At 40.5% G+C, this 20,729-nt stretch carries 14 protein-coding genes and 2 pseudogenes; 4 read left to right on the top strand and 12 right to left on the bottom strand.

Translation table 11 applies throughout. The features are described 5' to 3' along the window. Positions 1-115: 115 nt before the first annotated feature. Complete coding sequence (locus PVK79_RS03425; protein ID WP_182779148.1) at positions 116-970, top strand: 1-aminocyclopropane-1-carboxylate deaminase/D-cysteine desulfhydrase; 855 nt, start codon at positions 116-118, stop codon at positions 968-970. Here PVK79_RS03425 and PVK79_RS03420 read toward each other — a convergent pair. Next, positions 967-2,766 carry an EAL domain-containing protein gene (locus PVK79_RS03420; protein WP_257325308.1) on the bottom strand — a complete coding sequence of 600 codons (1,800 nt, stop codon included), beginning with the start codon at positions 2,764-2,766 and terminating at the stop codon, positions 967-969. The two genes, PVK79_RS03425 and PVK79_RS03420, sit on opposite strands and share 4 nt — an antisense overlap. A 314-nt stretch (positions 2,767-3,080) precedes the next feature. Next, positions 3,081-3,515, bottom strand: coding sequence for an IS200/IS605 family transposase (gene tnpA / locus PVK79_RS03415; protein ID WP_257325307.1), 435 nt, complete (start codon positions 3,513-3,515; stop codon positions 3,081-3,083). A gap of 532 nt (positions 3,516-4,047) precedes the next feature. Here tnpA and PVK79_RS03405 point away from each other — a divergent pair. Next, positions 4,048-5,207 (top strand): annotated as a pseudogene (locus PVK79_RS03405) (IS3 family transposase). Positions 5,208-5,266: 59 nt separating this feature from the next. On the opposite strand, the pseudogene PVK79_RS03400 reads toward PVK79_RS03405, so the two are convergent. From PVK79_RS03400 to PVK79_RS03390, 3 genes and pseudogenes are all read right to left on the bottom strand, one after another. Beyond that, positions 5,267-5,665 (bottom strand): annotated as a pseudogene (locus PVK79_RS03400) (IS30 family transposase); the annotation flags it as partial. After that, complete coding sequence (locus PVK79_RS03395; RefSeq protein WP_257325306.1) at positions 5,650-5,940, bottom strand: helix-turn-helix domain-containing protein; 291 nt, start codon at positions 5,938-5,940, stop codon at positions 5,650-5,652. The pseudogene PVK79_RS03400 and the gene PVK79_RS03395, both read right to left, overlap by 16 nt. A 214-nt stretch (positions 5,941-6,154) precedes the next feature. Then, on the bottom strand, positions 6,155-6,718 hold the full coding sequence (locus PVK79_RS03390; RefSeq protein ID WP_145236725.1) for a BON domain-containing protein: 564 nt from the start codon (positions 6,716-6,718) through the stop codon (positions 6,155-6,157). A gap of 343 nt (positions 6,719-7,061) precedes the next feature. Here PVK79_RS03390 and PVK79_RS03385 point away from each other — a divergent pair, with 343 nt between their 5' ends. Then, on the top strand, positions 7,062-7,718 hold the full coding sequence (locus PVK79_RS03385; protein ID WP_145236722.1) for a LiaF domain-containing protein: 657 nt from the start codon (positions 7,062-7,064) through the stop codon (positions 7,716-7,718). A gap of 174 nt (positions 7,719-7,892) precedes the next feature. On the opposite strand, the gene PVK79_RS03380 is transcribed toward PVK79_RS03385, so the two are convergent. After that, positions 7,893-8,309 carry a VOC family protein gene (locus PVK79_RS03380; protein ID WP_149980586.1) on the bottom strand — a complete coding sequence of 139 codons (417 nt, stop codon included), beginning with the start codon at positions 8,307-8,309 and terminating at the stop codon, positions 7,893-7,895. A gap of 214 nt (positions 8,310-8,523) precedes the next feature. After that, positions 8,524-9,873, bottom strand: coding sequence for a metalloprotease PmbA (pmbA, locus tag PVK79_RS03375; RefSeq protein ID WP_257325305.1), 1,350 nt, complete (start codon positions 9,871-9,873; stop codon positions 8,524-8,526). A 408-nt stretch (positions 9,874-10,281) separates the two neighbouring features. On the opposite strand from pmbA, the gene yjgA reads away from it, so the two are divergent. Then, on the top strand, positions 10,282-10,809 hold the full coding sequence (gene yjgA, locus PVK79_RS03370) for a ribosome biogenesis factor YjgA (protein WP_182732384.1): 528 nt from the start codon (positions 10,282-10,284) through the stop codon (positions 10,807-10,809). Positions 10,810-11,603: 794 nt separating this feature from the next. Here yjgA and PVK79_RS03365 read toward each other — a convergent pair. The 5 genes from PVK79_RS03365 to PVK79_RS03345 form a co-directional block, all read right to left on the bottom strand. After that, the gene (locus tag PVK79_RS03365; RefSeq protein ID WP_257325304.1) at positions 11,604-12,974 is read right to left on the bottom strand and encodes a Gfo/Idh/MocA family protein; all 1,371 of its coding nucleotides are present in this window, start codon (positions 12,972-12,974) and stop codon (positions 11,604-11,606) included. Positions 12,975-13,395: 421 nt separating this feature from the next. Then, the gene (locus PVK79_RS03360; protein WP_149980682.1) at positions 13,396-14,469 is read right to left on the bottom strand and encodes a phosphotransferase enzyme family protein; all 1,074 of its coding nucleotides are present in this window, start codon (positions 14,467-14,469) and stop codon (positions 13,396-13,398) included. 49 nt (positions 14,470-14,518) lie between these two features. Next, on the bottom strand, positions 14,519-15,394 hold the full coding sequence (locus PVK79_RS03355; RefSeq protein ID WP_257325303.1) for an NTP transferase domain-containing protein: 876 nt from the start codon (positions 15,392-15,394) through the stop codon (positions 14,519-14,521). Between the two features lie 1,172 nt (positions 15,395-16,566). After that, a complete protein-coding gene (locus PVK79_RS03350; protein WP_257325302.1) occupies positions 16,567-18,636 on the bottom strand; it encodes a M13 family metallopeptidase in 2,070 nt (689 codons plus the stop codon). A gap of 237 nt (positions 18,637-18,873) precedes the next feature. After that, a complete protein-coding gene (locus PVK79_RS03345) occupies positions 18,874-20,421 on the bottom strand; it encodes a methyl-accepting chemotaxis protein (RefSeq protein ID WP_257325301.1) in 1,548 nt (515 codons plus the stop codon). Positions 20,422-20,729: the final 308 nt, after the last annotated feature.

Genomic DNA, 20,729 nt, shown 5'->3' with positions numbered 1-20,729 from the left:
GAAAATAGCCCCTTTTCTTGTTCATGGCTAATTTGTTAAACTTATGGCCCATTTATTTTAAGTTGCAACTGTGAATTTAATCCCTGAGTCTCCACTGCAAAAAATCACTTGTTCGATGCTGAGTGAACAAAGAATATCTTTATCGATAAAACGTGACGATCTTCTGCATCCGTTAATAAGCGGCAATAAATGGCGAAAATTAAAATATAACTTAACTGCAATGAAAACAGAGGGTAAAACAGAATTAGTTACTTTTGGCGGTGCTTTTTCAAATCATATTCATGCCTGTGCTGCTGCAGGAAAGCAATTCAACTTAAAAACCCACGGCATTATTCGCGGCCCTGAACTTGATCGACACAACCCCACCTTACAGTTTGCTAAGCAATGCGGTATGCAGCTTCACCCTGTAACACGTATAGAATACCGAGAGCGAAATACTCCAGATTACCTAGCTCAGTTACAAGCATATTTCCCCAATGGATATATATTACCGGAAGGTGGCACTAATAAAGCCGCCTTGCTAGGTTGTAGAGAACTCGCTCAATCATTACCTCACACTGATTATGTTTTATGCCCAACCGGTAGTGGCGGCACATTAGCAGGACTGATTGAAGGCTGCGATAAGACCACTCAGGTTTTAGGGGTTGCGGTATTAAAGCAAGCAGATTATCTAGTGGATGAAATCAAATCTCTTAGTGCAATTGCTACGCAGCAGCAAAACTGGCAATTACTCACCGCGTTTCATGATGGCGGCTATGGTAAATTTAGCCCTAAACTTTGGCAGTTTTGCCAAATGATGCAAACCCAACATAAATTACCACTTGAGCCTATTTATTCAGGAAAAATGATGTATGCATTATGGCAATTAATCGCACAAGGCTACTTTCCAGCAGGTAGCAGGATAGTTGCGATTCATACCGGCGGTCTGCAAGGCTTAGATGGACTGCGTTACCGCCAGTTAATAGATTAATTAACCATTACATTAGTAAACTCTTGCAAAGGCTCCGTAAAATAAAATCCTTGCGCGCCAATGACGCCCTGTTTTTTAAGCATATTGAGCTCTTGCTGCGTCTCAACACCAACACCGTATACGGGTAAGTTCACTCGCTCTGCACTGGCTACAATTTGGCGCACCACTTTTTGCTGCGTTACATTTTTATCAATGTCGTGGATTAAATCATAGCTAAGCTTGAGTCCTTTGATCCCTTTATAAGGCGCTAATAAAGCGATTTTATCGTGCGATGAAACATTATCAATTGATACTGAGCTCCCCACTGATTTAATTGTACTAAAAGCAAAATTCAATCGCTGTTGATGTTGATAAAAATCCACCTCCGATATCTCAAACTGTAGTTTATCAGCGCCTTTTACATTTTTCATCCTCTGCCCAAACCAGCGCCAATAGTCATCAGAAAACCAATTAAATGCGTGTAAGTTAATACTCACAGTTAACGCACTTGTTTCACTTTCTAATAACTTAACAACTTGATCCAATACTGTTTTATCCAATAAAACAATCGCTGAATCATTTTTTAGTTGAGGAATAAATTGCTTAGCAGAAAGCATCCCTAAAGACTTATGACGAACCCGGATCAAAGCTTCATGCTGTAAAATATCACCACTGGCGAACTCAAATAGCGGCTGAAAAAACAACATAAATTTCTTTTTGCTAATGTAATCAGCTAAGTTCTCATCGCTATTTGCCAGCACCGTTGAACGCGTATGGTTAAACGGTACCCGATGAGTATGCTGCCATGGACTTTGTTTTGCTAATGCGAGTGCTGATTTAGTTAACTGATAAACCACAGTTTGATCGGCACCATCGCGGTAATTACATACGCCTATTTTAATTTCTTTACGAGACAAATCACCGCGATAAAGCAAAGAAGCCTGATAAATAATTTGATGCAAGCGCTTAGTGTAAGCATCGATATCAGGTTGAGGTATATTCTCCAAGGTAATTGCCAGACCTCCTGAAGATAACAACTTAACTGATACCCGAGATAACTCTTTAAAACCTTTGATTACAATAAGTTTAAAGTGGCTTTCTAAATCAACGTTATCTGGAAATGGCCGTGTCCAATAAAGTAAAGCAAAAAGGTGGTTATGATTATTTTGGATACCGTACATTGCGGTAATTGCAACATCGTCTGCGGAACTTAATTTACGCTTTGCTGTAAGTACTTTTGTACTATTAATTGCAATATCATTTAGTGCTAATTTAACCACATCTTTAGGCGCTTGTTGGCTGCTTGATACTTTACTACCAGTTAATAATGCAATTGAATCTACGCCATCGCGCTGTTTAAATAGCAGACGCCACCAGCGATAACTCCAAATAGCAGCGCCAATCATCACTAGATTTAATAAAATAAATAGCGGACTTTCTACAACCCAAAAAGGCAAATGATAAAGCTTTAAACTAACTGTTTTATATTTAAAGATATCACTATCTTGGGTCATAAAAGCAGAAAAGTGAAACGACTCATGGGCTGACTCAAGCATAAAACCATGACTTTGAGCAAGTGCGGCAATGATCTCTTTATCTGCAATTGGTTTTAGTTTGAGGCTATAGACTTGCTTAGCTAATTGACTCCCAGTGATGTGTACTTTTTGATGCAATATCTCACCTAACAAGAGATTAAATACTGTTAGTAAAAGCATAAAAGCAATCACATAAATACTTAGCATCCGTACTTGTGCATTTTTAAATTGAGTCACCATGGCTGTTACGCTATTTGTATGAATAGCTAAAGTGTTGTTCAAGATCCTTATAAACACAAGGCTACAGCATGATTAAAGATGGTTTTAAATGCTATAAATATAGTAACAAAGCCAAAACTGACGCTTTTTTAGAGACCTAGGACAGTACACGTTCTAAATAAAAATAACTCTCACTCCATAGCATTTGATAGCTGTTAACTAAAAAACTCCAACATAAAAGAAAAATAGCGGTCAGCTCCCTCTATTCACCTGCTCTTACTATTTTGTAATATTCAGACTACAGCACACTATAAAAGTAAAAGATCCACCTTCTAAAGATGGTGGCTTTGAATTAGCCCCCTAAAAGGGGGCGTTGTTTACTCCAGAGTTAACTGAGCTTGCTCTTGTCTCTCCTCCTTCTGCTGATGCCTGACATATCTTCGTATTATTTCTTCGTTTATGCCTAGCGTATCAACAAAGTATCCTCGCTGCCAAAAATGATTACCCCATAGCTTGTTCTTTCTTAAGTACGGATATTTACTAAACATTTTTAACGCTATTTTACCTTTCAATACGCCCATTAACTTTGAAATTGACAGCTTTGGCGGCACTTTTACTACTAAGTGTACGTGATCTATTTGTACATTCAGCTCAACAACTTTGCACCCAAGCTGTTCACAATAAACCTGAATGCACCTGTAGACATCCCTACCTATTTTATTTTTAAGGATCCTAAATCTATATTTAGGTGTCCAAACTATATGATATTGACATCGCCAATACACATGCGATGCTTTCTCGTATCTACTCATGTTTTTTCCTTTTGTGACTTCGCTAAAAATCAACTAAGGAATTAACATGAGTACTTTTTACAGGCAAAGCCTATTTGATGATAACCACCTACTGAAGTAGGTGGTTTAGGGGCTGAAAACAAAAAAGCCGCTATTTAGCGGCTTTCAGGTTACTTTCTCAACATTTTATTTTTTTCACATCTAAAGGGTAATTACTTTTGAATTCAAGTATTAAATGCAATCATTATGCAGCAACCAGCACTTCTGATTACCCCGTAAATAATTCATGAGGGGTTTTATACCTTCTTGTTTTTCTTGGCCGATGGTTGAGCTTATCTACTGCCGCCTGCATTTCTGCTTCACTTAGCGCCATAAAATCAGTTCCCTTGGGTAAGAAGCGTCTAAGTAAACCGTTGGTATTCTCATTTATGCCCGCTCCCATGATGAATATGGGTGAGCGAAATACACATCAGCTTCTAATTTTTGTGTTGTGATTCAATGAAACCGGACACCAATTTAGGTGGTATTATTACCACTCAAACTGAGGTGTTCTATGACAAAACAACGTCGCTCTTTTTCTCAAGAATTTAAACTTGATTCAGCAAAATTAGTCCTTGATGAAGGATACTCATTCCCTGAAGCTGCTCGCTCACTAGAAGTCGGTGAAACAGCGCTTCGTCGCTGGGTTAAACAATTACAAGATGAGCGTGGTGGCACAACACCAAACTCTAAAGCTCTTACTCCTGAACAGCTTAAAATTCAGGAGCTTGAAGCTAAAATTAATCGACTTGAAAGAGAAAAAGCAATTTTAAAAAAATTGCCGCTCTCTTAATGTCAGACGAGATGAACAATATTCGTTGATAGGCCATTTAAGTGAGCATGAGTCTTTAGAAATGGTCTGTAGCGTGTTTGATGTTCCGCGTTCTAGTTATTATGATTTTAAGCAGCGTGTGGCATCAATTAAGCTTGAAGAGGTGCAGCTTAGGTCAACGATTAGTGAGTTATTCTCACTCAGTCGTGGAGCTGCTGGTAGCCGCACATTAGTGGCGATGCTAAACGACGCTGGCTTACCTATTGGTATCTTTAAGGTACGCCGCATCATGCGTGACTTGGGATTGGTATGCAAACAACCAGGGCCTCATTCATATAAATTAGCGACGGTGGAGCGGCTAGATATTCCAAACATACTTAACCGTGAGTTTGACGTTGATGGCCCAAACCAAGTTTGGTGTGGGGATATTACGTATATTTGGACAGGTAATAAATGGTCTTATCTGGCTGTTATTATCGACTTATTTGCTCGTCGTGTGGTTGGCTGGGCAATGTCAGATAAGCCTGATACTGACTTAGTTATTAAAGCATTAGATAGAGCATACGAGCAACGAGGCAAGCCACCTGAGCTGATATTTCATTCAGACCAAGGCAGTCAGTACAGCGCAAAAAGGTTTCAACAAAGGCTGTGGCGTTACCGTATAGAACAAAGTATGAGCCACCGAGGAAATTGCTGGGATAATGCCCCGATGGAGCGCCTATTTAGAAGCTTAAAAACGGAATGGGTTCCTTCGTTAGGTTATAGTAATTACCAAGAAGCTGAAAAAGATATTAGCTATTATTTAATGAATTATTATAACTGGCCAGGCCACATAGCCACAACCAAATGGTTGCCCCTGCTAAGCAGAAGAAAAACTTAATTTACTGTCCGGAATTAGTTGACCACAACATTGTGCAATATGCTCATGGTGAGCAAACTCTTTTCCATTATCTAAAGTCACGGTAATAACCCTACCTTTATATGGTGTCATACACTTGATCAGCGCATCGGCTGTTATTTTCGCATGCTTGCTTTCAATTCTGTGAACGACTGTATATAACGTTTTACGTTCAACCATTGTGACAAAGGCATTTTTACGCCCTTTGCCAATCACTGTGTCACCCTCCCAATCACCAATCCTAGACTTTGAATCCACAATACGTGGGCGTTCATCAATACTGACTCGATTAACTATGTGTCCGCGTTTATCATAGCTTCCATAGCGTTTTTTATACTTTTTACATGCACGAGTGAGTGTCTTATGTAGCTCCCCACCACGGGCCTTGTCTCTGTAAATATATTGATAAATCGTTTCATGATGTAAAACGACCTTTTTCTCTAAAGCTAAGCGGCCTGCCACCTGCTCTGGCGAAAGTCCGTCATGCAACAATTTATTAATCTAGTCAGTAACGTCTCTGTTAACTTACTTGCTTTGAAAGATGACTTGCCTCTTTGTTCAGCAAAATTATTGGCTTGGTTAGGCCGATAGCCTTTAAGTCCTTTATTGCGTTTTAACTCTCTAGAGATAGATGACGGTGAACGAGTTAGTTCATCAGCTATCTGTTTTTGGTTATTTCCTGCTTTTATTAACGCGTAAATCTGGTATCTTTCTTGTGTCAGCTGTTTATATTTCATTAAAGCAATTTCCTTTGGCGAGAAAGCAGTCAAATTATAACCACTGGACATCTAATCTGAGAAATTGCACTTATTACCCGAATTTAGGACTTGTAAAAATACACCAAGTGGTGGAATAAGCACTGAAAATATAATTCGTATTAAATCCATGACTCTCACTCCCTGAAATTTGTATAAGAAAGCCCAGCATAACTGGGCATTCGTGGCTTATAGATTATTCAGCTACAATAGTTAAGTTATCAACTACATCGCGAACATCTTCAGCATTCTTAGCAATTTTCACCGCTAGCTGTTTTTCAGCATCCGAACCAACAGTACCATTTAGCGTTACCACACCTTTATCGGTATCTACGTCAATATCCGTACCGCCTACTTCAGAGTTAAACAAATAGCGTGTTGTAATAACGGTAGTAATTTTAGCATCCGTTAAATCACTTTCTGTGCTATCTGATTTCATCTTCTTGCTTTTTGTATCCGTGTTTTTAACGACCGTTAGCTCGTTATCAACATCAGTTACACCATCTAGACTTAAGATAAGCTCTTCCGCTAGCTCTTTATCAAGCTCACTTTCAACTTTACCAGTTAGTACAACCTTGCCATTTTTTACATCAGTGTTAATGTCAAAGTTGTTTAAGTTAGTGTTCATTAACAGAACCGTTTCTGCCTTACCATCAATCCAAGCATCTTTACTTTCATTTTCCCAGCTATTTGCTTGAGCACCCATAGCGGTTGTACCAAGAACTAACGCTGCAATAATAGATTTGTTAAATGTTTTCATAATCTTTCTCCTTTTGATTAAAGACAATATGATTAATGCGAACATCAAGCCAACTTTTAAAGCATTTAAAATCAATCGCTTAAACTTAATTTCATATAGCACTAGCTTTAGTATTGGTAATTATTTACAGACTGCTCGGTAATTTATTCTGGTCGTTGCAAAATTAACCATTTAATAGCATTATTCGTTAATCTGTCGTTAATATAACAAACGCACCTAACGAAAATAAATTTAAATTATTGATTACTAAGCTAATTAATAAATGGCCTAAGCTTTGCTTTAACTATTGCAGTACCGAGCAATCGTAAAATACACCAACAGCATCACTTATAAGGAATACATCATGACTGTAAAATTAGAAGATCGCCCAATTGAGCAAGTGCGTGAACAAGTTATTGATCAATTAATATATAACTACAGTCATGCTGTTATTTCAGCTGATGCTTTTGAGCGTCGATTAGATCAGGCAATGGCTGCGAAAGATAACCAAAGCTTAATTGATTTGGTAAGTGACCTAGAATTAACAACCGATAGTAATTACCAGTGGGAAAAACGTGCGCAGTTTAGCCCAAACTATAGTAATAAAAGCAGCGATGAAACATTGCACTTGCGAAGTATCTTAGGATCAAACGAGCGCAGTGGGCAATGGGTAGTACCAAAAGAAATCCACCTGACGAACTTACTTGGATCTATTGAACTTGATTTCACTGACGCCATATTTCAGCATCAAAATATCACCATCCATGTCAATTGCTTACTAGGCAATGATGAAATTTATGTGCCAGAACACGTCAATGTTGTATCAAAACTGTTCAGTATTATTGGTAGTGTTGAAAACAAATCAGTGTCACTGAATAAACACCAAGGGCCAACCATTACTATCGAAGGAAAAGTTATTCTGGGCTCTGTGGAAATTAAAATTAAGCGCACCATTAAAGAAAAGTTTGTCTCATTCGCCAACAGCCTTAAAACCAGTTGGCAAGATATCAATAAACATTAATGGATAAAACACAGTTAAAGCTTAACACCCGTAGGCGTTAAGCTTGCTGACGCGAAAACACCGAAACAATATTGAATATCGCGGTGGCAAGCCACTCGCCTACAAGTGAGTAATTAAACACTGAGATTACCGTTAACACCTGTAGGCGTTGAGCTTGCTGACGCGAAACTAATGTTATAAATCATTATTACGCTCACTAGGAATGTCACTTAAATATTCAACAAACTCTATTTCAAACCCTGCGGGGTCAATAAAATACACATTTTTACGAAATGGATTTACCGCACCTGGCTTATCAATACTGTAACCAGCGCTTTCTAAACGCGAAATTACTGCAGCAATATTATTCGTAACATAAGCAAAGTGCGCTAAGCCAACTTGATGTCCGGTTAAGTCACGGTTGTGTTGTTCACCATGATCACTCAATGCTAAATACTGAAAATCATCGCCAAAGTGTAACCATTTTCGTGGTTTACCGTGCCACTCCCCTTCCCCTTGGCTTCTGATAGACCAGTACGGAAAAGCCGCCTTATAAAAGTGCAGCATAGCTTCAACATCATCGACTACCAAATTTACGTGCTCTAAATACATAATTAAGTTCCTTTATTTAAGTAATTAAAGCCACAATAAAACCTCAAGCAACGTTGAGGTAAAGTGTTTTTTATAAAAAATTTAATAAGTGAAAGGTACTAGGTTAAAGGCTAAAGGCAGAGACTAGCTCCATCTAACGTCTAAATAAAACAGCGCGGTATAATGCCGCGCCTACGCAAATTAAAACTTATAGCTTAAGACTTAAAGCTTTAACCTAACTTCCCGCAATCTGCATTTGTTCAATCAATACCGAACCGGTTTGAATTCCACCACGGCGCTCTATGTCACCACCTATGCCGCTAATGCCTTTAAACATATCTTGCAGTTTACCAGCGATGGTAATTTCGCTTACAGGATATTGTATTTCGCCATTCTCAACCCAAAAACCGGCAGCGCCACGCGAGTAATCACCGGTTACGGTATTAACGCCTTGGCCCATTAATTCAGTGACCAATAAACCAGTGCCCATCGTTTTTAACAACGCAGCTAAGTCAGCATGAGTTTGTTCTACTAACCAGTTATGAATACCACCAGCATGACCGGTAGGTGTCATATTCATTTTTCGGGCTGCGTAACTCGCTAATAAGTAAGTTTGCAGATCACCGCCTTGAATGATTTCACGGTCGATGGTTTTTACCCCTTCACTATCAAATGGTGAAGACGCTAAACCTTTTAAAATATGCGGGCGCTCTGAAATATTAACGCATTTATTAAATACTTGCGTGCCAAGGCTATCCAGCAAAAAGCTCGATTTACGATACAGCGCACCCCCCCCTATTGCAGACACCAAGTGACCAAACAATGAATTAGCGATATCTGCACGAAAAACAACTGGGACTTTCATGGTACCTAATTTTTTGCTATTGAGCTTAGCAAGAGTTTCACTCGCAGCCTCTAAACCTACTGCCGCAGCATCTTTCAAACCAGCTTGGTCTCGCGCTACGGTATAAGCTGAATCCCGCTGCATTTGCTCACCATCTTTACCAATCACCATCGTACTAATGCTGTGGCGAGTACGCGGGTAACCTGTGATAAGGCCATGGCTATTACCATACACGCGTAAACCTTGATGCGATGAAAAACTGGCGCCATCTGAATTAACAATACGTGCATCGGCATTTAGCGCCGCTTGCTCTGCAGCATGACACAATTCAATGCCCTGCTCAGGGCTGACATCCCACGGGTGGTATAAATTCAAATCAAGCGGGGCAAATTCAAGTAGGTCTTTATCGGCTACGCCATTATGTGGATCATCTGAAGTAAACTTGGCGATATCAATGGCTTTCTCTACCACTGTACGCAGTGTTTTTGGGTTTAAATCAGCAGTTGACGCAGAGCCTTTGTGATTACCAACGTACACACTGATCCCCAGCCCACCATCTTGGTTAAATTCAATGGTCTCGACTTCACCCATGCGGGTACTAACTGATAAACCTGAGGTGCTCGACATCGCCGCTTCAGCGCCAGTAGCACCGAGTTTTTTCGCGTGCTCTAAAACCTCTGCAACGGCATCTTTTATTTGAGAAATTTGAGTATAAATAGGATCTTGCTGTTGGCTTTTCATATTTTTAGTCCTGAGCTTGGAGCGTTTTGCATGCGCAATCATAATACTTAAATGCTAACACACTCACTGCATTGCATCAGCTAATATTAATCATTAAAAGAATCACGTATATACCCAAGCCACCTCAAGATACAGAATTCAGCGTTTCACAGGGGCTTAATATCAAGGCGTTACTTTGCAAGAATGGCAGTCCCTTTTAAGAAGTAACAACGATGAGAGTAAGTGCCTGTGAAACGCCCAACGGGTTGGTTTAAAAGCGATTTATACTGCGTTATTGATTTTAACAATAGAACCACTATTACTTGCAATCAATGCCTTGCCTAAATCGCTTTTAACTCCAACTGAAACTCGCATCTTGAGGTGGTTTGGGTATAATGACTGCAGTTAACGTTATCATATGAGTACCCCATGGCGAAGAAAAAAGGCAAGCCTGCTGAAATTGAAGAAGAAATTATCTATATATCAAAAAGTGAGCTAAAGCGCGAAGCGCAAGAGTTTCATCAGTTAGGTGCTGAAATTGCCAAAATGGGGAAAAAACAGCGCGAGCGCTTACCCTTAAATGACGATTTAAAAGCGGCAATGGTTGTTGCAGACAAAATCAGTAACAAAAGTGATGCATATCGTCGTCACTTAAATTACATCGCAAAAACTTTGCGTACCGTTGAGAATATCGAAGAGATCAACGCTATTATCGACATTATGCTGAATAAAAATAATCAAGCCGAAGTGATGATTAAAAAGATTGAGCAATTACGCGATGATTTAATTGCCCAAGGTGATGATTTAGTCAATCAAACCATTGAGCAATACCCGAGTATTGATCGTCAAAAGTTACGTCAATTGGTGCGTAATGCGGCAAAAGAAGTAAAAATTGAAAAGCCAGCTAAAGGCTATAAAGAGCTATTTCAGTACCTTAAAGAAAGCATAATGCGATAAGCTACATTTAGTGTAGTAATAAATTGCCTATATTCAGTCTGGGTATAAACACCCGCTATTTATAGGCAGTTACCGTTTAGTAAGCAGTAGAGCCTCCCTCGCAGCAAATTAAAACACCGTAGGCGTTAAGCTTGCTGACGCACCAACACCACATCACATTTTAAAACGCGGTGGCAAACCACTCGCCTACAAGTAATAAATTACACATCAAAGTAAACTTTAACACCGTAGGCTTTAAGCTTGCTGACGCACAAATACCACACCACATTTTGAAACGCGGTGGCAAGCCACTCGCCTACAGGTAATTAAACATCAAAGTAAATTTAACACCGAGGCAAACCTTAACACCGTAGGCGTTAAGCTTGCTGACGCACCAACACCACATCACATTTTAAAACGCGGTGGCAAACCGCTCGCCTACAAGTAAATAATAAACATCAAAGTAAATTTAACACCGAGATAAACTTTAGCACCGTATGCGTTGAGCTTGCTGACGCACAAATACCACACCACATTTTGAAACGCGGTGGCAAGCCACTCGCCTACAGGTAATTAATTAAACATCAAAGTAAATTTAACACCGAGATAAAATTTAACACCCGTAGGCGTTAAGCTTGCTGACGCACCAACACCATGCCACATTTTAAAACGCGGTGGCAAACCGCTCGCCTACAGGTAATTAATTAAACATCAAAGTAAATTTAACACCGAGATAAACGTGAACACCCGTAGGCGTTAAGCTTGCTGACGCAAAACACAATATGCGCGAGTTTGCCTCGCGCAACTCTTAGCATTTAACCAACTATTCCTAGCGGTTTGGCACTTTGCCATGCCCCGCGGGTAAAATCTGGAATATCAATTGACGCACTACGATTACTAACTGACTGTGCCGATAGCGGCGATATAACAGACCAAGCCGCGCCGTCGTAAACATCTTGATCAAGCGCCTCACCATTACGTAAACAATAAATCATCCGCCAGAACATTAAGAAGTCCATGCCGCCATGGCCGCCGTTACGCTCTGCCTCTTCGCCCATTTTGGTCCACAGTGGGTGGTCGTATTTTTTATACCAATCAGCCATTTCGTAATCCCACTCATGAAAACTTTTCGAACCACCATCTTCCAGCGCAATACGATTTGGAAAACCAGCAAACACACCGTTAGTGCCTTGAATTAAATTATGGCGCGAGTACGGCCGTGGCGTAGTGGTATCATGTTGAACCATAATACTGCGCCCTTTTACTGTTTTGATAAGCGTGGTATTCATATCGCCAGCAATATAATTAAGCTGATTACGTTGATGATCGGCTGGAAATTCTTTCTTTGCATAGGCGCTACGGCCCAGTGCCGGTGAACTCATTGAGGTTAAAAAATCAAATCGATCGCCGCGATTAATATTCATATATTGTGACACAGGGCCTAAACCGTGCGTTGGATACAAATTACCGTTTCGTTTTGCATGCCAAGCGGTACGCCAAGAACCAGTTTTATGCTCCACTTCTTTCATTTGCCAACGTAATTCATGAATATACGCCGCCTCACCATGTAGCAGCTCACCAAACACGCCTTGGCGAACCATATTCAATACCATTAACTCATCACGACCATAGTTGACATTTTCCATCATCATACAGTTCTTTTGCGTGCGCTCAGCGGTATCAACTAGTTGCCACATTTCTTCAACCGTCAATGCTAATGGCACTTCAACAAAAGCATGCTTGCCACTATTCATGGTATCGATTGCCATCGGTGCATGCCACGACCATGGCGTAGAAATAATCACAATATCAATATCATCGCGATTAAGCATTGCTTGATAGGCATTATCGGCGCCAGTATAAAGTGCAGGCTTAGCCAACCCTTTGTCAGTGAGATAGTTAGCTGAACGCTGTAATACTTCGTCATGGATATCACATATTGCTTTAATTTCTGTACCAGCAATATGACTCATACGCTTTACGTGGCCAAAACCACGCTGCCCTAAGCCTATAAACCCAACCCGTACTACATCCATTTTTGGCGCGACAAGGCCAATTACAGAGCGCCCTTGCGCTGGGGGAGTAATAACGCCACTTTGAGTACCCGTGGCACATCCTGAAATCACACTAGCCGCTGCCGTAGCACTCGCGGCTTTTAAAAAATCTCGACGATTAAACTGCTTCATTATTATTATCCTAGAACTAATCTAGTTTTAACTTACCTAAAACAGCTTGGGAGGTAAAGCAGATGGGGATGGATAGCATAGGAAAAGAAGGGGTTAGAATTAACCTTAACCCTTGGTATTTAACCAATCTCAATCGACGATGTAGGAAATGGCTTTAGCCATGAATTTTATAAGCCGCGCGGCGTAAAACCGCGCCTACGACAACCCAGCACCAATGCCAGCCCGTAGGCAGGAGTTTACCTCGCGCAATTTTAAACGCGCCTCTTAACCTATTTGTGAATGAATCTTTTAAATCTTTCGTTCGCGGCTAAAGCCGGCTCCTACGAAAACCATTTTTGCACAAAGAGAAGTGAATGAGTGTTAGTGAGAAGATATTTCACTTCCCCCTAAAACCTACAACCTAGCCCTTTAACTGAAAAAATCACACATCTCTTAAAATGGCTTTAAGCGTGGTTTTTTTTGCGAGAATATCACGATATAAAGCAAACTGATTTTGCGCACGTTCTAAGTTATGGTTAGCATGCTTGATTGAAAAATAATGATCACCGTCAATGTAATCAGTTAAAAAACGTAGGCCAATCATAAAGGTCATTACTTTAGTGCCTAACCAAAAGCTTTGTTTTTCTTGTTCGGTAATCAAGTCTTTCAAAGGCTCTACATAACCTTTGACTACCGCTGCAAAAATCTCTTCACGCACACATACATTAGCTAAATCCGTTGAATCTTCTTGTTCAGGAGAGCAAAAAGTACGCACCATATCACCAAAATCATACAACCAATAACCAGGCATACAGGTGTCTAAATCAATCACTGCTTTGGCATCATTTGATGTATTACAAAACAGCATATTATTAATTTTAGTATCATTATGACATGGTCGAACCGGTACAATGCCCGTCAATGCTTTAAGCTCATCAATTAAGCCAAATTGCGCGAAACAAAAATCAACGTCAGCTTGGCAGCTGGCTAAGCGCTGCTGTGGATCTTTTGCAACCACAGCTTTGAGCTTTTCAGCGCGCATCGCTAAATTATGAAAATCAGGAATAACATGATGTAGTTGCTTGGCATCAAAATCTTCTAAAGCAACAGCAAATTGACCAAATGCATTGGCTGCAGTTTGCGCTTGTGAAGTATTTAAAACTACATCTTCACTATAACTGCCGCCAATAAATTCGAGTGCGCGCCAAACACCGTTATCACAATCAACTAAATAGTTATTTTCAACTGTAGGAACATGGCGGATGATTGCTAAATCATACTCGCCTAATTGACGTTTTTTAGTTAAATGACGTTCAATTAAACGAGCATTTTTAACTAACATGTCTGGTTCAGGAAAAACCTCGGTATTTAGTTTTTGAACAACTAATGATTTTTTTGGTGCAGTTAATAACATAGTGCTATTTATGTGACCACTACCAATTGGCTTCATGCTGATTTTTTCACTACCAAGACCAAAACTCTCAGACAAGTAAACCGCAATGGAATTTGACTTCATACTTACTTCGCTATTGTTGTGCCCTGGAAAAGGCAAGATCGGGGCTAGTTCATCCGTGACGTAATTCATATAATTTACCTGTAACATCCTGTAATTCTGATTTATAAGTCACTCCATACCACGACTCTTTTGCGGTATATATGGTAACTATTTGTTGATTAGATGTGATCGCTTGTTGAACTTGATCGGGTAAATAATACTCCATTCTGACACCGTTGTCATACTTTTGCAGAAACTCGTCAAAGCCTGCTTCTAGGCGGTCAAAAAATGTTGGCGTAATTGCCCAAAAACTCATTGATGCCAACGCATCCACGGCAATTTTCTCACGGAGCCCCTGCGGATTGTCACCCATTATTTGACCGTTCTCGTGCTGAATATTTAAATACTCAACAACATCAATTAATTGGTTATTTTTAACTTGGCATACGCCTCTATTCACCCCTCCTTGATCTGACAAAGTATCAATAATTGGGTAACCCACCATAGCCCAACTAGTCAGGTTTTTAAAATGTTCAGCGAGTAATAAAAATGACGACGCGCCATAATAATCATCGGCTGTGATGACGATCGCGGGGTTATGAACATGATCTTTAGCGCATAATAAAGCATGCCCGGTGCCCCAAGGCTTACTTCGCTGTTGTGCAAGTAATTGGAATTGTTCTGGCACTAAATCAATGCGTTGTTCAACCAACACAACATCAATCCCCGTTGGTAAGCGCGGTAAAATCACTTGCTCAATCTCGCTGCGCACAGTCTGATTGATCACTAATACAACCTGAGTTACTCCTGCGGCAACAGCATCAGCAATACTCAACTCCATAATGGTACAACCCAACCCAGCAATCTCAGCGATTTGTTTATTGCCACCAAAACGAGAGCCCAAGCCACCCGCGAGGACGACTAAACTTAGATGATGTTTTTTCATTTTTAATCAGCTTTAACGTTTAATAAAGCTGAGTTTACCAGTTTCAACCGCCAGATCTAGCTATAGGAGCTAGGTTTTAGGGGATAGGTTCTAGCCTAGCACCTAGTCACTTCCCTAGCATCCAGTACCTTTTTTAACCTTTCGCGGTGGCAAGCCACTCGCCTACAAGTAATAAATTACACATCAAAGTAAAATTTAACACCCGTAGGCGTTAAGCTTGCTGACGCATAAACACCGAAACAATATTGAATATCGCGGTGGCAAGCCACTCGCCTACAAGTAATTAATTAAACACCAAAGTACAATTTAACACCCGTAGGCGTTAAGCTTGCTGACGCACAAACACCACGCCACATTTTGAAATGCGGTGGCAAGCCACTCGCCTACAAGTAATAAATTACACATCAAAGTAAATTTAACACCGAGATAAAATTTAACACCCGTAGGCGTTAAGCTTGCTGACGCACAAACACCACGCCACATTTTGAAACGCGGTGGCAAGCCACTCGCCTACAAGTGATTAATTAGACACCAAAGTAAACTTTAACACCGTAGGCGTTAAGCTTGCTGACGCACAAACACCACGCCACATTTTGAAACGCGGTGGCAATCCACTCGCCTACAAGTGATTAATTACACATCAAAGTAAACTTTAACACCCGTAGGCGTTGAGCTTGCTGACGCACAAACACCACGCCACATTTTGAAACGCGGTGGCAAGCCACTCGCCTACAAGCAATTAATTAAACACCAGAGTAAAATGCAACACCCGTAGGCGTTAAGCTTGCTGACGCACAAACACCGTTCTACATTTAAAATGCGGTGGCAAGCCACTCGCCTACAAGTTATTAATTAAACATCAAAGTACAACTTAACTCCCGTAGGCGTTAAGCTTGCTGACGCACAAACACGAAGCCACATTTAAAATGCGGTGGCAAGCCACTCGCCTACAAGTAATAAACTACACATCAAAGTAAACTTTAACACCATAGGCGTTAAGCTTGCTGACGCACAAAGAGAAGACAATGAGGGTAAATGCCATGGGCTTCGAGCAACGCGCTCCTAGTCACTTCCCTAGCACCTAGCCCCTTTCTCTTTAACCTTTTACTCCCCCTTCAAAACAAAAACGGCGGCCTAAGCCACCGTTTAATCATCAAACTAATAAAAACTAATTACCAAATTTTTACGCGATCAGCTGGTTTGATATACATTTTGTCGTCTTCTTTAACGTCAAATGCTTGATAAAACTCAGGCATATTCGACAAGATACCGATCACGCGGTAATGGCTTGGTGAATGCGGATCTGTCATTAGGCGGTTACGTAGCTCTTCGTCACGGTATTTACGACGCCAAATTTGCGACCAGCCCATAAAGAAGCGCTGATCACCGGTATAACCATCAATCACTGGCGCTTTATCGCCACCTAGCGATAACTGATAAGCAGTGAAAGCAACCGTTAGGCCACCTAAATCGCCAATATTCTCACCTAAGGTCAATTGACCATTAACGCTGGCATCTGCAAATGGTTGATACTCGTTATACTGTGCAACTAACTGACCAGTGCGCTCTTCAAACTGTTTAAGGTCTGACTCGCTCCACCAATCACGTAAATTACCATCACCATCATACTTAGCACCTTGGTCATCAAAACCATGCCCTAACTCGTGACCAATTACCGCACCAATTGCACCGTAGTTAACCGCATCATCAGCTTCAAGGTTAAAAAATGGTGGTTGTAAAATTGCCGCAGGAAATACAATTTCGTTATTCACCGGGTTATAGTAAGCATTTACTGTTTGTGGTGTCATGTGCCATTCAGAACGATCCACTGGCTTGCCTAGCTTGTCAATCATATCAGCATAAGCCCATTCACTATGGCGAATATAGTTACCAACTAAATCATCCGCATTAATGCTTAACTGTGAATAGTCTTTCCAGTTATCAGGGTAGCCAATTTTTGGGGTAAATTTGTCGAGCTTTTCTTTCGCAGCAAGCTTGGTTTCAGGGCTCATCCACTCAAGATTTTCAATCGCAACGCCATAGCCTTTGATCACGTTATCAACTAACTCTTCCATGCGCGCTTTTGCTTCTGGCGGGAAATTGTCTTTAACGTACACTTTTCCTAAAATTTCACCTAACACTTCATTTGATGCATCCACGGCTTGTTTCCAAAGCGGTGTTTGCTCTTTTACGCCGCGTAATGTGGTGCTGTAAAAGTTAAAGTTTAAATCAACCAGATCTTTATCTAATATACCAGCGTAGTTACTTACTAAATGAAATTTAAGGTATTGTTGCCACGTTTCAAGATCTGTTGTTTTATAAATATCGGCAAATTTTTCAAAGTAGCTAGGCTGACTGACGATAATATCTTGTACATTTACACCAGACGCTTTGAAGTATTCAGCAAGGTCAAACTCACCTGTTAGCTTACTTGCATCACTCACGCTCATTTTGTTATAAGACTTTGTAGCATCACGACTTTCAACACGCGTCCACTGTGCATCAGCAATACTGGTTTCAAGTGCAATAATTGCTTTAGCAGCTTCATCGGCTTTTTCTACACCAGCGCGTTTTAGAACGTCAGCAATGTAAACTTGGTACGCGGCACGAATTTTAGTGAATTTTTCGTCATCTTTTAAATAATAATCACGATCCGGTAAGCCAAGGCCTGATTGATACGCATATAATGCATTTTCACTCGAGTTCTTGGCATCATTATTTACATACCAACCAAATGGTACCGCGCCACCTTGAATACGTATTTGCGCCATAAGTGCGACTAAATCAGACTTATTTTTAACACCATCAATAGCAGTTAACGGGCCATTTAGCGGTGTTATACCTAATTCATCACGCTTAGCTTCATTCATGTAACTCTTAAAGAACGCACCTAGCTTGTATTCATCAGTTCCGGCTTTAGCAGCTGTATTAGCAGCCGCTTGTTCAAGCACTGTTTTCATTGCGGCTTGCGAGTCGTCATACAATTGTGAGAATGAACCGTAATTTGATTTATCGCCAGGGATCTCAGTCGTCGCCAACCATTGACCATTAACGTGATAATAAAAATCATCCTGTGCACGGACCGACTTATCTATATTTGCTAATTCAATACCTGAATTAAGAGCTGTTTTCACTTCACTAACAGCATTGCTTTCTGGCGCTTTAACATCTTGTTGTTCACCACAGCCAACTAGGCCCAGCGCAAGTGCAATACTTGCTGCAGTGAGCGATATTTTTTTCATGGGAATCCCGTAAATCATTATTGTTGATAATACAAACCGTTTAAGCAGCTTAATAATAAGCTGCTCGCTGATCCCATCATAAACCTCATCGGAGCAACAATAAAATCGAATATGTAACAATTCGTATCAAAACTCTAATACGGTTATCTATCACACTGCTTTAGCAGTCATTGATTATCTAAGATTGGATTAAAAAACTTACAAACGTATTAATTTATTATCCGAAGCTCAGGCTGATTATTTAAACCTTACCACTAGCTCGTGCAGCGCCTCCGATACTGTTTTTAATAATGAAATAGCCTCAGCGGTATCTTTTGCATCAGTAAAGCTGTAATTAGCTAACTCTGAAATGCGAAGAATTTGCTGATTCACGTCCTCAGCAACATGTGACTGTTGTTCAACAGCAGTCGCCATTTGGGTCGACATACTCGCAATTTCACCTACAGCTTCAGATACACCTTGAAGCATTTCGCTACTTTGCAGCACTTGATTAAGACCATGCTGGGCATTTTTACCACCTTTTTCTGCAACATCGACAGCTCTTGTAGCCCGTGTTGTTAATTCATTCACTATGTCATAAATATCTTTAGTGGAATCTTGAGTACGTTTAGCTAAATTACGAACTTCATCGGCTACCACTGCGAAGCCACGCCCTTGCTCACCAGCACGCGCAGCTTCAATGGCGGCGTTGAGTGCTAATAAATTGGTTTGTTCAGCAATTTGTTCGATTATTTGCGCAGCTTCGGCAATATTTTTGGTTTGCTCAGAAACTCGCTGTACGGATTCGCTGATTTCAAGCACAGTATCGCGGAGCTGTTCAATAGCTTGCTGTGTGGCATTCGCAATTTGACCGCCTTTAATAGTCAATTCGTTTGCAATATCAGCATGTGATGCGGTATCAGTAACATGCTTTGCCACATCAGCAATCGTGGTGGCCATTTGATTCATTGCCGCCGCAGCTTGCATGGTTTCATTTTGCTGTTGCTCAATTTTATCAAGCACGGTCTTGGTTAAGCGTTCACCAATATCTGACTGCTGCGACACTCTTTTTGACTCATTCTCAATCCGTGTGATCACAGCTCCTAAGTGTGCTTGTTGACTTTTAATTGCCACTTTTAAATGACCCAACTCCCCCGTGTCATCAGTGTAACTGCTAACCGCCAGTGAATGAGAAAATGCCCCTGATAACATTTCATAAAGTGCATTAACCATACGTTTTTTGGCTACTAGTCCCCATATTGCATAACCTAAAATAGCAGCAATAAAAAGCAATAATGCCAGACTTTGCCAACCCATAGTAAATAACAACACTGATGTAATAGCGACAATAATCAAAGCGATATTTTCCACCGCAATCGGCAAACTTAGCTGTTTGCTATTCTTTACTATGTTTTTATATAGCGCCTCCGCCCGCTTAACATCAGTTCTGCTAGGACAAGAACGCACCGACTCATAACCCGTGACCTTACCACCCTCAGTCACAGGAGTTATATATGCATCAACCCAATAAAAATCACCATTTTTACAACGATTTTTAACTAAGCCCATCCAAGACTTCCCAGCTTTTAAATGCTCCCACATAACTTTATAAGCAAGAGAGGGCATATCTGGATGACGAATAATATTGTGGGGCTGACCTATTAATTGCTCTTTAGTAAAACCACTAATGGCTACAAACTCATCATTACAATCAACAATTTGACCTTTTAAGTCTGTTACAGAAATGAGCTTAGAATCATCTGGAAATGTTCTTTCAGTCTTCGTGACAGGAAGGTTCTCGCGCATGCTTATTCCTAAAATTATCCTTGCTTAAAATATAGTCTAAGAAGCACAGCACACCAAATTTTGAATATCGCGATGGCAAGCCACTCACCTACAAGTAATTAATTAGACATCAAAGTAAACTTAACACCGAGACAAACTTTAACACCCGTAGGCGTTGAGCTTGCTGACGCACAAACACCACGCCACATTTTGAAACGCGGTGGCAAGCCACTCGCCTACAAGTAATTAAACACCAGAATACAATTTAACACCGTAGGCGTTGAGCTTGCTGACGCAAAAATACCGAAATAATATTGAATATCGCGGTG

It is taken from the genome of Pseudoalteromonas rhizosphaerae (genome assembly GCF_028885455.1).
GTDB lineage: Bacteria > Pseudomonadota > Gammaproteobacteria > Enterobacterales > Alteromonadaceae > Pseudoalteromonas > Pseudoalteromonas rhizosphaerae.
This window is presented reverse-complemented; position numbering and strand designations above follow the sequence as displayed.

Bases quoted from the DNA above. Each gene is read 5' to 3' on its own strand.
- PVK79_RS03425 (WP_182779148.1), top strand. From the start codon at position 116: ATGCTGAGTGAACAAAGAATATCTTTATCGATAAAACGTGACGATCTT.
- tnpA (WP_257325307.1), bottom strand. From the start codon at position 3,515: ATGAGTAGATACGAGAAAGCATCGCATGTGTATTGGCGATGTCAATAT.
- PVK79_RS03395 (WP_257325306.1), bottom strand. From the start codon at position 5,940: ATGAAATATAAACAGCTGACACAAGAAAGATACCAGATTTACGCGTTA.
- PVK79_RS03390 (WP_145236725.1), bottom strand. From the start codon at position 6,718: ATGAAAACATTTAACAAATCTATTATTGCAGCGTTAGTTCTTGGTACA.
- PVK79_RS03385 (WP_145236722.1), top strand. From the start codon at position 7,062: ATGACTGTAAAATTAGAAGATCGCCCAATTGAGCAAGTGCGTGAACAA.
- PVK79_RS03380 (WP_149980586.1), bottom strand. From the start codon at position 8,309: ATGTATTTAGAGCACGTAAATTTGGTAGTCGATGATGTTGAAGCTATG.
- pmbA (WP_257325305.1), bottom strand. From the start codon at position 9,873: ATGAAAAGCCAACAGCAAGATCCTATTTATACTCAAATTTCTCAAATA.
- yjgA (WP_182732384.1), top strand. From the start codon at position 10,282: ATGGCGAAGAAAAAAGGCAAGCCTGCTGAAATTGAAGAAGAAATTATC.
- PVK79_RS03365 (WP_257325304.1), bottom strand. From the start codon at position 12,974: ATGAAGCAGTTTAATCGTCGAGATTTTTTAAAAGCCGCGAGTGCTACG.
- PVK79_RS03360 (WP_149980682.1), bottom strand. From the start codon at position 14,469: ATGAAGTCAAATTCCATTGCGGTTTACTTGTCTGAGAGTTTTGGTCTT.
- PVK79_RS03355 (WP_257325303.1), bottom strand. From the start codon at position 15,394: ATGAAAAAACATCATCTAAGTTTAGTCGTCCTCGCGGGTGGCTTGGGC.
- PVK79_RS03350 (WP_257325302.1), bottom strand. From the start codon at position 18,636: ATGAAAAAAATATCGCTCACTGCAGCAAGTATTGCACTTGCGCTGGGC.
- PVK79_RS03345 (WP_257325301.1), bottom strand. From the start codon at position 20,421: ATGCGCGAGAACCTTCCTGTCACGAAGACTGAAAGAACATTTCCAGAT.